An 11,636-nucleotide genomic window follows, 5' to 3' on the forward strand; every position below is an offset into this window, starting at 1 on the left:
TCGAACATGAAAATCAAGCATATCCGAACGCGTGTTTTCGAGTGGAAAGGCAAAGTCGTGCCGCCGCAAGCGCATTTCTGCACGAACGCGGTCGATATTCTGTACGAGCGTGGCGATGCGATGGGGTCGTTCCGCTTTCACGGCTGGCTCGTCGTCGAAGTCGAATGCGACGACGGCACCGTGGGCATCGGCAATTGCGCGCTCGCGCCGCGCATCGCGAAGCAGATCATCGACGAATACCTCGCGCCGATCGCGATCGGCGAAGACCCGTTCGACAACGAATACATCTGGCAGAAGATGTATCGCCGCACGCTCGCGTGGGGCCGCAAAGGCATCGGCATGGCGGCGATCTCCGCGATCGATATCGCGCTGTGGGACATCATGGGCAAGGCCGTGAAAAAGCCGGTGTTCAAGCTGCTCGGCGGGCGCACGAAAGAAAAGATCTGGTGCTATGCGTCGAAGCTTTACAACAACGACGATCGCGACGCTTTCCTGGGCGAAGCGGAAAGCTATCTGGACAGCGGCTTCACCGCGATGAAGATGCGCTTCGGCTACGGTCCGAAAGACGGCCCGAAAGGCATGGCGAAGAACATCGAACAGGTGCGTCTGTTGCGTGAACTGGTCGGCGACGAAGTCGACATCATGCTCGAATGCTATATGGGCTGGACGCTCGAATACGCGCGCAGAATGCTGCCGCGCCTCGCCGAATTCAATCCACGCTGGATCGAGGAGCCGGTGATCGGCGACGACGTCGAAGGCTATCAGGAGTTGAAGAAGATGAACCTGATGCCGGTGTCGGGTGGCGAGCATGAGTTCACGAGCTATGGCTTCAAGGATCTGCTCGAACGCCGCGCGATCGACGTGATCCAGTACGACACGAATCGCGTGGGCGGGATCACGGCGGCGCGCAAGATCAACGCGATGGCCGAAGCGTGGTCGGTGCCGGTGATTCCGCATGCGGGACAGATGCACAACTATCATCTGACGATGTCGAGCACCGCGAGCCCGATGTCGGAGTTCTTCCCGGTGTTCGATGTCGAAGTTGGCAACGAATTGTTCTACTACATCTTCGAAGGCGAGCCGCAGCCGGAAAATGGCTATCTGCAACTGTCGGACGACGTGCCGGGTCTTGGCATCAAGTTGAGCGACAGGTATCTTGCCGACTTCAACATCGTCGAATGAGTGGACCGATCCGAGGAAAGCACATGAAGCCACGCATCGCAGTCCTTCTTGGCGACCCCGCCGGTATCGGTCCCGAGCTGATCGCGCGTCTGTTCGCGCAGCGGGTGAACCGGGCGCGCGCGGAGGTGCTGATCATCGGCGACCGGCGCGAGCTCGAAACCGGCATGAAGATCGCGCAGCAGCGCTTCGATTACGAGGTGGTCGAAGATGCGCATGCCGCGTTTCAACGCGACGGCGTGCCGTCGCTGATCGATTTCCGTCTGCCCGGCGATCAAGCTTTCGAGCGTGCGGTGGCGACCGAGCGCGGCGGCCGCTATAGTCTCGCCGCGTTCAGGCACGCGCTCGCGCTGACGCAAAGCAACGTCACCCAAGGCATGCTGTTCGCGCCGGTCAACAAGACCTCGCTGCATCTGGCCGGCATGGAAACCGGCGACGAGATGGAGTGGTTCGCGAAGCAGCTCGGCTACACGGGCAGCTTCTGCGAGTTCAACGTGCTCGACGAGCTATGGACTTCGCGCGTGACCTCGCATATGGCGTTGAAGGACGTCAGCGCGAAGCTGTCGGAGGAGCGCATCGTCGGCGCGGTGCGGCTGATTCACGAAGGCCTGAAGCGAGCCGGCCATCCGCAGCCGCGTATCGCGGTATGCGGTTTCAATCCGCACAACGGCGACAACGGCGCGTTCGGCCGCGAGGAGATCGACGTGATCGCGCCGGCCGTCGAGGCCGCGCGCGAGCTCGGCTACGACGCGCAGGGACCGTTTCCCGCCGACACGATCTTCGTGCGCGCGCGCGACCAGAAGGCCTTCGACGGCGTCGTCACGATGTACCACGATCAAGGCCAGATCGCGATGAAGCTGATGGGTTTCTGGCGCGGCGTGACCGTGCACGGCGGCTTGCCGATTCCGATCGCGACGCCCGCGCACGGCACCGCGTTCGACATCCACGGCCAGGGCAAGGCCGACGTCGGCGCGACGCAGAAGGCGTTCGACATCGTCACGCGGATGGCGACCGAGCGCGTGAACTAACGCGTCAGCGTTTCCTGCGCGGCCCGGTCGAGGCGCGCACCACGAGCTCGGGCGGTGGCCCGAGCACCATCGACGGCTGCCGCTCCGGCGTCTGGATCAAACGGATCAGGCTCTTGATCGACAACTCCGCGACGGCCGCGGTTTGAATCGCGACCGTGGTCAGCGCGGGATGCACCTGATGCGCGAGCTGAATGTCGGTGATGCCGATCACCGACACGTCGTCGGGCACCGAGCGGCCGAGCGTGATCAACGCCTGAATCGCGCCGATCGCGAGCAGGTCGTTGGTCGCGAAGATCGCGCTCAGTTGCGGGCGGTTCGCCATCAGTTCCATGCAGGCGGCGAATCCGGCGTCGATCGAGTCGCGAATCTGCAGCACGGCGGCCGCATCGGCTTCGATGCCGGCCATGCGCATCGCGGCGCGAAAGCCGTTCGAGCGCGCGTCCTGCAAACCGCCGCAGCCGTCGCCGATCAGCAAGCCGATCTCGCGATGGCCGAGTCCGAGCAGATGCCCCGCGGCCAGCTCGCCGGCACGCGCGAAGTCGACTGCGATGCACGGTAGCTCGGGCGGCGACTCGGGGTGCTCCCACATGGCGAGCAGAATCGGCGCGCTATGCGTCGCAGACGCGCACAGGTCGTTGATCGTGATGTCCGTGTTCATCACGAGCACGCCGTCGGCGAGCGTGCCGGCGATCTGGTTCAGATACGCGCGGCCGATTTCGGCATCGTCATCGGTATTGCAGACCATCAGGAAGTGGCCGGTCTTGCGCGCCGCGCGCTCGGCGGCGAGCACGAACTCCGGGTAAAACGGGTTCGAGATGTTCGACAGCATGAGCGCGAGCGTCGACGAACGGCCTTCGGCGAGCGCGCGCGCATTCAGGTTCGGCCGGTAGCCGAGTTCGGCGATCGCCTGCAGCACGCGCTCAGCCGTTTCAGGGCGGACTTTCTCGCGATTGCGCAGCACGTTGGAGACCGTGGCGGCGGTAACCTGCGCGCGTTTCGCGACTTCGGACAACGTGACCATGTCGGGTTATCCCATATTTGGGGAGATCAATTCAAATGTTGCAAACGGCCTGCGACATTGCTAACTTTCTCAAAAACGTAACGGAGACACCCACCATGACTTTATCCGTCGCACTCGAATTTAAGCGATTAAATGCCGCCGGCACAAGGCCAAGGCGTTTTATTTCGGCGAAAATTTAAGCGGTTAAATCAAGGCGGAGACAGCATGGCGACGATTCGCTTGAGCGATGTGCAAAAGGCCTACGGCGACCATCCGCCGGTGATCCGGCGCGTGGATCTGGAGATCGCCCAGCATGAATTCTGCGTGTTTCTCGGCCCCTCGGGCTGCGGCAAGTCGACCTTACTACGGATGATTGCCGGTCTCGAAGACCTCAGCGAAGGCGAGCTGCATATCGGCGGCCGCCTCGTCAACGACGTGCCGGCAGCCGAGCGCGGGGTCGCGATGGTGTTCCAAAGCTACGCGCTGTTTCCGCACATGACCGTGTTCGACAACATCGCGTTCGGATTGAAGCTCGCGAAGCAGCCGAAGGACGTGATCGAGCGCAAGGTGCGCGAAGCCGCGCGGATTCTGCAACTGGAAAGCTTGCTCGAACGACATCCGAAAGCGCTGTCGGGCGGCCAGCGGCAGCGCGTCGCGATCGGCCGCGCGATCGTGCGCGAGCCGGGCGTGTTTCTGTTCGACGAGCCGCTATCGAATCTCGATGCCGCGCTGCGCGGCCAGACTCGCGTCGAGATCGCGCGTCTGCATCAGCGCTTCGCGAATGCGAGCGTCGTGTACGTCACGCACGATCAGGTCGAAGCGATGACGATTGCCGATCGCATCGTGCTGCTGCATGCGGGCGCGGATGCCGAGCGCTACGGCAGCATCGCCCAGAGCGGTGCGCCACTCGAGCTGTATCACCACCCGAAGTCGCGCTTCGTCGCGGGCTTTATCGGCTCGCCGCGTATGAACTTCGTCGATGCGACCGTCGAGTCGATCGAACCGGGGCGTGTGACGGTGGCGCTCGTGGCCGGCGCGGAAAAGCTGGTCGCGCACGTCGACGGTAAACGGCTGCAACGCGGCCAGCGCGTCACGCTCGGCGTGCGCCCCGAGCATCTGCGGCTCGATGGCGACGAACAGTTCATTCAGTGCGCGACCGTGCTATCGGAACGGCTTGGCGAGCACAGCTATATCCACGCGGACCACGCGGGAGGCACGCTGATCGCGAAGGCGCCCGGCGATACGCCGCTCGGTGCGGGCGAGCGCATCCGCGTCCATGTTCCGCCCGCTGCCTGTCATCTGTTCGACGAACAGGGACTCGCGCTGCGGCGTAGCACGTTCGAGCCGGAACGCGCGGCCGCCTGATCGATCGTCGACGGCGGACCTGCTTCAACGGTTCGTCAAGCTGAATTCCGCCATAGAGCGGGTTACATCGCCGGCCACGCTACGTAGGCCGGTCAACAAGGTAGACAAGGAGACACAGATGATTGCTCTTCGCCTTCGCCGTTTTGCACAGGTGTCGATCGCCGCCGCCGTGGTGGCCAGCGCGCTCGGCAGCGCCGCGGTCGACGCGGCCACGCTGAACGTCAACGTATCGGCGCGCGGTAATCAGCGCTCGACCTGGCAGGATGCGTTCGACCAGTTCAAGAAAGCCAATCCCGACATCGACCTGAAAATCACCTACGTGACCGAGGAAGCATACAAGGTGCAGATGGGCGGCTGGCTCGCTACCGATCCACCCGACGTCGTCTCGTGGCACGACGGCGAGCGGATGGCCTATTACGCGCAACGTGGTCTGCTCGAAGATCTGAGCTCGGACTGGGCGAAGAATGGCTGGTCGCAGCAGTATGCGTCGGTCAAGGACGCGTCGACGTACAAGGGCAAGCAGTATGCGGCACCGCTCGGCTATGACGCGTACGGCTTCTTCTATCGCAAGGATCTGTTCGAGAAGGCCGGCATCAAGAGCGAGCCGAAAACGTGGGACGAACTGCTCGAAGCCAACAAGAAGCTGAAGGCGATCGGCGTCGCGCCGATCGCGGTGGCCGCACGCGACAGCTGGACGCTGGCCGCCTGGTTCGACTATCTCGATCTGCGCATCAACGGCAACGAGTTCCATCAGAAACTGATGGCCGGCGAAATTCCGTACACCGATCCGCGCGTGAAGAAGGTCTACACGACGTGGAAGACTCTGCTCGACAATCACGACTTTATCGACAATGCGCTGTCGTACGACGTCGATTCGATCGGCCCGATCCTCAACAACGGCAAAGCCGCGATGATGCTGATGGGCACGTTCTTCTCGGCGAGCTTCCCGCCGTCGATCAAGGACCAGATCGGCTTCTTCCGCTTCCCGGTGCTCGACGCGAACGTGCCGATGGCCGAGGACGGCCCCGTCAACGTGCTGCTGATTCCGGCGAAGGCGAAGAACAAGGCCGACGCGCGCAAGCTGCTCGCGTTCATGGAGACGCCGAAGATCAACGCCGAACTCGCGAAGGGCTGGGGACAGTTGCCGTCGAACAGCCAGGCGGCGCCGCCTGAGGACGCGATCTCGAAGGTCGGCTTCCAGACGCTCGCGAACACGAAGGGCGGCATCGCGCAGTTCTACGATCGCGATATGCAGAAGGAAATGGCCGACGAAGGCATGAAGGCCATGCAGCAGTTCTACAGCGATCCGTCGCAACTCGACAGCGTGCTCGCTCATCTCGAAGCGACGCGCAAGCGCATCTACCAGAAGTAAGTCCGGCCGCGCCGGCCGCCTGAGCGCGGCCGGCTTCCGGGTCCCAATTCCGCCTTCGATTTCCGACGAGGCCGTTCCATGTCTCATACCGCAGCGCGCCGCCTGCCCGCGGCGCGGCACCGTCGCGTCTCGACGACGCGCCGACATCAGCATCGCGCCGCGTTTTTCTTTCTGCTGCCGGGCTGCGCGTTGTTCGCGCTGTGCGTGATCTATCCGATCATCAGCAGCATTTCGCTGAGCTTCTACAACTGGGACGGCATGACGCCGAAGACCTTCGCCGGTCTCGCCAATTACGTCGAGCTGTTTCAGTCCGATACGTTCTATACGGCGCTGAAGAACAACCTGATCTGGCTCGCGCTGTTTCTGCTCGCGCCGCCTCTCGGTCTGCTGTTCGCGCTGTATCTGAACCAGCAGGTGCGCGGCATGCGCGTCGTGAAGTCGCTGTTTTTCGCGCCGTTCGTGCTGTCGGGCGTCGTGGTCGGTCTCGTATTCAGCTGGTTCTACGATCCGACGTTCGGGCTACTGCGGCTGATCGTCGGCCGTGGCATCCCGGTGCTCGGCGATCCGCATACGGTCACGTTCGGCATCATCTTCGCCGCGTTGTGGCCGCAGGCGCCGTTCTGCATGATCCTGTATCTGACCGGGCTCACCGGTATCAATCCCGAAGTGGTCGAGGCTGCGCGCATGGAAGGCGCGCAGGGGCTGCGACTGCTGTGGCACGTGATCCTGCCGCAATTGCGGCCCGCCACCTTCATGGCGGTGGTGCTGACCGTGATCGGCGCACTGCGCAGCTTCGATCTGATCGCGGTGATGAGTGGCGGCGGTCCGTTCGACAGTTCCACCGTGCTCGCCTATTTCATGTACGACCAGGCGATCAAGTACTACCGCGAAGGCTATTCCGCCGCGATTGCGGTCGTGCTGTTCGCGATCATGCTCGTCTATATCGTGTTCCATCTGCGCCGCATGTTGCGTGAGGAACGCTGATTCTCTGAACCTCAGGAGTACCCGGTCATGTATCCGCTTCCCGTCGAACGCTGGAAACCGCTGAATCGCACGCTTTACAAGGCCTCGCTGCCGCTGGCGCTGTTTATCTGGCTGCTGCCGATGCTCGCCGTGCTGCTGACCTCGATCCGCTCGACGGATGAATTGTCGCAAGGCGATTACTGGACGTGGCCGAAACACTTCGCGTTGCTGGAGAACTACGGCACCGCGCTCACGCAAACGCCGATGCTGCATTACTTCGCCAATAGCGTGCTGATCACGGTGCCGTCGGTGATCGGCGCGATCGCGCTCGCGTCGATGGCGGGCTTCGCGTTGGCGACGTATCGCTTTCCGGGCAACACGGCCGTGCTGTTCGCGTTCGTCGCCGGCAATTTCGTGCCGATCCAGATCCTGATGATTCCAGTGCGCGACATGGCGCTGAAGTTCGGCCTGTTCAACACCGTGTGGGCGCTGGTGATCTTTCATGTGTCGTTTCAGACCGGCTTCTGCACCTTGTTTTTGCGCAACTTCATCAAGCAACTGCCGTTCGAGATGATCGAGGCCGCGCGCGTCGAAGGTGCGGGCGAGTGGACGATCTATCTGCGCATCGTGCTGCCGCTGATCCGCCCCGCGCTCGCCGCGCTCGCGATCCTCGTGTTCACGTTCGTGTGGAACGACTACTTCTGGGCGCTGTGCCTTACGCAAGGCGACGACGCCGCGCCGATCACGGTGGGCGTCGCCGCGCTGAAAGGGCAGTGGACGACCGCGTGGAACCTCGTCGCGGCGGGCTCGGTGCTGGCCGCGTTGCCTTCGGTGCTGATGTTCTTCGGCATGCAGAGGCACTTCGTCGCCGGACTGACCTTCGGGGCGAGCAAGGGATAAACGGCGCTTGAAACACGATTGAAACGACGGCTCGACGTCAACTCACCACGAGACTTTCACATGCAACTTGGTGTCTGCTACTACCCGGAACAATGGCCGCGCGCGATGTGGGCCGACGACGCGCAACGTATGGTCGAACTCGGCATCACGCATGTGCGGATCGCTGAATTCGCGTGGAGCCGTATGGAGCCGCGCGCCGGCGAATTCGACTGGCAATGGCTCGACGAAGCGATCGAAACGCTCGCGAAAGCGGGCCTCAAACTCGTGCTCGGCACGCCGACCGCTTCGCCGCCGAAGTGGCTCGTCGACGCCCACCCGGACGTGTTGCCGGTGCGCGCGGACGGCACGCGCTGGAATTTCGGCTCGCGGCGTCACTACGATATTTCGAGCGACACGTACCGGCGCGAATGCGTGCTCATCGTCACCGCGATGGCGAAGCGCTATGGCCGGCATCCGTCGATCGTCGCATGGCAGACCGATAACGAACTCGGCTGCCACGACACGGTGCCGAGCTATTCGGCCTCGGCGTTGCAGCGCTTTCACGCGTGGCTGCAGCGGCGCTACGCAACGATCGGCGCGTTGAACGACGCGTGGGGCAATGTGTTCTGGAGCATGGAGTACCCGTCGTTCGACGCGATCGGGCTGCCGACGCTGACACCCACCGACGCCAATCCGATCCATCTGCTCGACTTCCGCCGCTTCATGTCCGACGAGGTGGCGAGCTTCCATCGCGAGCAGATCGACGTACTGCGCGAGCATGCGCCGAACGCGGATCTGCTGCACAACTTCATGGGCTTTTTCACGACCTTCGATCACTATCGTTTCGCCGCCGACAACGCGATCGACGTCGCCGCATGGGACAGCTATCCGATTGCGCGCACTGAGTCGATCGCGTTGCCGGAGGAGCAGAAGGCGCGCTTCGCGCGTACCGGACATCCCGACGTGTCCGCGTTCGATCACGACCGCTACCGGGGCATTGGCGGAGGGCGCTTCTGGGTGATGGAGCAGCAGGCCGGTCCGGTGAACTGGGCGTCGTGGAATCCGATTCCGGCGCCGGGCATGGTGCGGCTTTGGGCGTACGAGGCGTTCGCGCATGGCGCGGAGCTGGTGTCGTATTTCCGTTGGCGTCAGTGCCCGTATGCGCAGGAGCAGATGCATTCCGGGCTCAATCTGCCGAACGACGAACTGTCGCCGGGCGGTCTCGAGGTGCAACGGGCCGCGCGTGAGATCGCGGGCAGTACGGCGCTGTCGACGCTCGCCGCGCCCGCGCGCGCGGCCACCGCGCTGGTATTCGACTACGAGACGCAGTGGATGTTCGAAATCCAGCGTCACGGCAAGGGCTTCGACTACCAGACGCTTGCGTTCGACTACTACGAGTCGCTGCGCGAACTCGGGCTCGATATCGATATCGTGTCGAGCCGGGCAGATCTTTCGCGCTACCAGCTAGTCGTGGTGCCGAGTCTCGCGGTGATCGACGCCGCGCTCGTCGAGCAGATCGCGCGTTCGAACGCGCAATGGGTGTTCGGCCCACGCAGCGGCTCGAAAACCGACGCGTTCGCGATTCCCGGCAATCTGCCGCCCGGTGCGTTGCAGCGCGCGCTGCCGATCCAGGTGCTCGAAGTCGAAACGCTGCGCTCGACGCTCGCGCCCGCGCTGTCGATCGACGGCACCGACGGTCACGCGCTGCACTGGCGCGAGCATGTGCGCGCCAATGGCGAGACACGCATTGCCGCGCGCTTCGACGATACCTGGCCCGCGCTGCTGACGCACGGCAACGTGCGCTATGTGGCCGGCTGGCTGTCGCATGAACTGCATCGCACGCTGTTGCGGCAGGCGGCGCGCGACGCGGGCCTCGATACGCAGGTACTCGCCGACGGACTGAGGCTGCGCCGCCGCGGCGGCTTGACCTTCGCATTCAATTTCGGCGCGCAACCAGTGCAGGCGCCAGCACCGCGCAATGCGACGTTCGTGCTCGGCGAGCCGCGCCTGAATACCGGCGACGTCTGCGCGTGGAAAGACGCGTGACGTGGTGTGGTTGTCACGTCACGTCAGGAAGTCAACCAGGGAGGAAGCGGTAGCAGCAGCCTGAAAACTCGCAGTTCAAAACTCGTAGGTTGCAACACGGACGCATCAAACCAGGACCAGGCGACCCGCAAGGAGCCGCCATTTAATCGATGGAGGATGACGGATGAACCGAAGAGAAATGCTGGGATGGCTGGCGGGCGTCGCTGCGGCGGCGGGTGTCGGCGCGACGCTCGGCGCGCCCGCTGTTGCGGTGGAGCAAGGTGGGGCGCCCGGCAACGCCACGGCGCAGGACGCCGCCGCGCGCGCGAGCCGCTTCGCGATGGGCGCGGATGTCTCGACGTTGCTCGAACTCGAAGCGAACGGCGCGAAGTATTACGAGCATGGCGAGGCGCACGACTGCCTGCATATTCTGAAGCGTCACGGCGTCGATTCGATCCGTATCAAGGTGTGGAACGATCCCGGCAATCCTGACTTCTTTCCGGCCAATCAGAGCCCCGCGGCCGGCTGGAACAATGCCGGGCACGTGCGCATTCTCGCGCGCCGCGCCGCCGCGCTCGGCCTGCGTATTCTGATCGACTTCCACTACAGCGACTGGTGGGCCGATCCGGGCAAGCAGTACCCGCCGCACGACTGGGCCGGCAAGGACATCACCGAGACCTGCGCGCTGCTGTCCGCGTATACGTCGAACGTGTTGCGGATGCTCGAGCGCGACGGCGTGCATCCCGAGTGGGTGCAGATCGGCAATGAGATCACCGGTGGCATGCTGTGGCCGCTCGGCAAGTACGATCAGCTCGATAACCTCGCGGCGCTGCTGAAGGCCGGGCACGACGCGGTCAAATCCGTCGACGGGCGCATCAAGGTGATGCTGCATATCGACAGCGGCGGCAACAACGCGACGAGCCGCTGGTGGTTCGACAACATGACGCAGCGTGGCGTCACGTTCGACGTGATCGGCCTGTCGTATTACCCGCAATGGCAGGGCTCGTTCAGCGACCTGCAGGGCAATGTGAACGATCTTGCGACGCGCTACGACAAGGACGTGATCGTCGTCGAGACCGCGTATCCGTGGACGACCAGCGACGGCGATCCGGAACCGGACTCGATGACCAACGTCGGCACCTCGCCGTACCCGCAGACGCCCGCCGGCCAGGCGCAGTTTCTCGGCGCGGTGACCGATATCGTGAAGGGGATCCCCGACGGACACGGCAAGGGTGTGTTCTGGTGGGAGCCCGAGTGGATTCCGACGCCGAACGTCGGGTGGAAAGTCGGCGCTGGCGACCAGTGGGACAACAACACGCTGTTCGATTTCCACGGCAACGCACTGTCGTCGCTGGATGCGTTCCGGCGGCGCTAGCGCATCGCGGGTGACGCGCGGCCGAATGCGCGCCAGCCGCTACGCGCATGGGGACACGCCGGCATCACTGTGCCGGCGATGCATGCCCCTTGTGCTGGTTCACGCAGTCCGACGTGATCGCCATGCTCGCCTGATCGGGCGTCATGTGTGGCGCGTCGGGGCTGTAGATCTTTTCGATGATCGCGTCGACGGCAGCGCGGTCGGACGGGTCTTTGTAGTAGTGGGCGGCCTGCTCGAGCGCCTGAGCTTTGGTCTTTTTGTGTGCGCGCCACGACGCGACCTGGCCGGCGATATCGCCGAGCGCGAAACATTGATCGCTGACGGTCTGCGCGACGGCCTGAGCGGCCGGCTGCGCGATGCACAGCGCGACGAGCGCGGATACGACTACGCGTTTCATTACCGGAGTCCTGACATGAGACGGCGGCGGCGCGGAAGCGGCGGTGATCGCCG

General features: G+C 63.7%; 10 protein-coding genes. 8 read left to right on the forward strand and 2 right to left on the reverse strand.

The window, feature by feature from the left end; genetic code table 11:
• Positions 1-6 precede the first annotated feature (6 nt).
• Together OKW28_RS12320 and OKW28_RS12325 are read left to right on the forward strand one after the other, a co-directional pair.
• On the forward strand, positions 7-1,182 hold the full coding sequence (locus OKW28_RS12320; protein ID WP_429445843.1) for an L-rhamnonate dehydratase: 1,176 nt from the start codon (positions 7-9) through the stop codon (positions 1,180-1,182).
• A gap of 23 nt (positions 1,183-1,205) precedes the next feature.
• Positions 1,206-2,207 carry a 4-hydroxythreonine-4-phosphate dehydrogenase PdxA gene (locus OKW28_RS12325; RefSeq protein WP_429445845.1) on the forward strand — a complete coding sequence of 334 codons (1,002 nt, stop codon included), beginning with the start codon at positions 1,206-1,208 and terminating at the stop codon, positions 2,205-2,207.
• 4 nt (positions 2,208-2,211) lie between these two features.
• Here OKW28_RS12325 and OKW28_RS12330 read toward each other — a convergent pair whose 3' ends face one another.
• On the reverse strand, positions 2,212-3,228 hold the full coding sequence (locus OKW28_RS12330; protein ID WP_090809209.1) for a LacI family DNA-binding transcriptional regulator: 1,017 nt from the start codon (positions 3,226-3,228) through the stop codon (positions 2,212-2,214).
• Between the two features lie 204 nt (positions 3,229-3,432).
• On the opposite strand from OKW28_RS12330, the gene OKW28_RS12335 reads away from it, so the two are divergent.
• From OKW28_RS12335 to OKW28_RS12360, 6 genes are all read left to right on the forward strand, one after another.
• Positions 3,433-4,572 carry an ABC transporter ATP-binding protein gene (locus OKW28_RS12335; RefSeq protein WP_429445847.1) on the forward strand — a complete coding sequence of 380 codons (1,140 nt, stop codon included), beginning with the start codon at positions 3,433-3,435 and terminating at the stop codon, positions 4,570-4,572.
• Between the two features lie 118 nt (positions 4,573-4,690).
• Positions 4,691-5,944 (forward strand): ABC transporter substrate-binding protein, encoded by a 1,254-nt coding sequence (locus OKW28_RS12340; protein WP_429445848.1) that lies wholly within the window; start codon positions 4,691-4,693, stop codon positions 5,942-5,944.
• 78 nt (positions 5,945-6,022) lie between these two features.
• Complete coding sequence (locus OKW28_RS12345; RefSeq protein WP_184039648.1) at positions 6,023-6,928, forward strand: carbohydrate ABC transporter permease; 906 nt, start codon at positions 6,023-6,025, stop codon at positions 6,926-6,928.
• A 27-nt stretch (positions 6,929-6,955) separates the two neighbouring features.
• Complete coding sequence (locus OKW28_RS12350; protein WP_429445850.1) at positions 6,956-7,807, forward strand: carbohydrate ABC transporter permease; 852 nt, start codon at positions 6,956-6,958, stop codon at positions 7,805-7,807.
• Between the two features lie 60 nt (positions 7,808-7,867).
• Positions 7,868-9,832: a beta-galactosidase gene (locus OKW28_RS12355; protein ID WP_429445852.1), complete on the forward strand. Its 1,965-nt coding sequence runs from the start codon at positions 7,868-7,870 to the stop codon at positions 9,830-9,832.
• 163 nt (positions 9,833-9,995) lie between these two features.
• Positions 9,996-11,186: a glycoside hydrolase family 53 protein gene (locus OKW28_RS12360; protein ID WP_429445854.1), complete on the forward strand. Its 1,191-nt coding sequence runs from the start codon at positions 9,996-9,998 to the stop codon at positions 11,184-11,186.
• A gap of 64 nt (positions 11,187-11,250) precedes the next feature.
• Here the strand turns inward: OKW28_RS12360 and OKW28_RS12365 are convergent, their stop codons facing one another.
• The gene (locus OKW28_RS12365) at positions 11,251-11,583 is read right to left on the reverse strand and encodes a hypothetical protein (RefSeq protein WP_429445856.1); all 333 of its coding nucleotides are present in this window, start codon (positions 11,581-11,583) and stop codon (positions 11,251-11,253) included.
• Positions 11,584-11,636: the final 53 nt, after the last annotated feature.

Origin of the sequence: Paraburkholderia sp. 40 (assembly GCF_050434105.1) — a bacterium.
GTDB lineage: Bacteria > Pseudomonadota > Gammaproteobacteria > Burkholderiales > Burkholderiaceae > Paraburkholderia > Paraburkholderia tuberum.

Excerpts from the sequence above, each read along its gene's own strand:
- OKW28_RS12360 (WP_429445854.1), top strand. The coding sequence starts at position 9,996 with ATGAACCGAAGAGAAATGCTGGGATGGCTGGCGGGCGTCGCTGCGGCG.
- OKW28_RS12355 (WP_429445852.1), top strand. The coding sequence starts at position 7,868 with ATGCAACTTGGTGTCTGCTACTACCCGGAACAATGGCCGCGCGCGATG.
- OKW28_RS12350 (WP_429445850.1), top strand. The coding sequence starts at position 6,956 with ATGTATCCGCTTCCCGTCGAACGCTGGAAACCGCTGAATCGCACGCTT.
- OKW28_RS12320 (WP_429445843.1), top strand. The coding sequence starts at position 7 with ATGAAAATCAAGCATATCCGAACGCGTGTTTTCGAGTGGAAAGGCAAA.
- OKW28_RS12365 (WP_429445856.1), bottom strand. The coding sequence starts at position 11,583 with ATGAAACGCGTAGTCGTATCCGCGCTCGTCGCGCTGTGCATCGCGCAG.
- OKW28_RS12330 (WP_090809209.1), bottom strand. The coding sequence starts at position 3,228 with ATGGTCACGTTGTCCGAAGTCGCGAAACGCGCGCAGGTTACCGCCGCC.
- OKW28_RS12345 (WP_184039648.1), top strand. The coding sequence starts at position 6,023 with ATGTCTCATACCGCAGCGCGCCGCCTGCCCGCGGCGCGGCACCGTCGC.
- OKW28_RS12325 (WP_429445845.1), top strand. The coding sequence starts at position 1,206 with ATGAAGCCACGCATCGCAGTCCTTCTTGGCGACCCCGCCGGTATCGGT.
- OKW28_RS12340 (WP_429445848.1), top strand. The coding sequence starts at position 4,691 with ATGATTGCTCTTCGCCTTCGCCGTTTTGCACAGGTGTCGATCGCCGCC.
- OKW28_RS12335 (WP_429445847.1), top strand. The coding sequence starts at position 3,433 with ATGGCGACGATTCGCTTGAGCGATGTGCAAAAGGCCTACGGCGACCAT.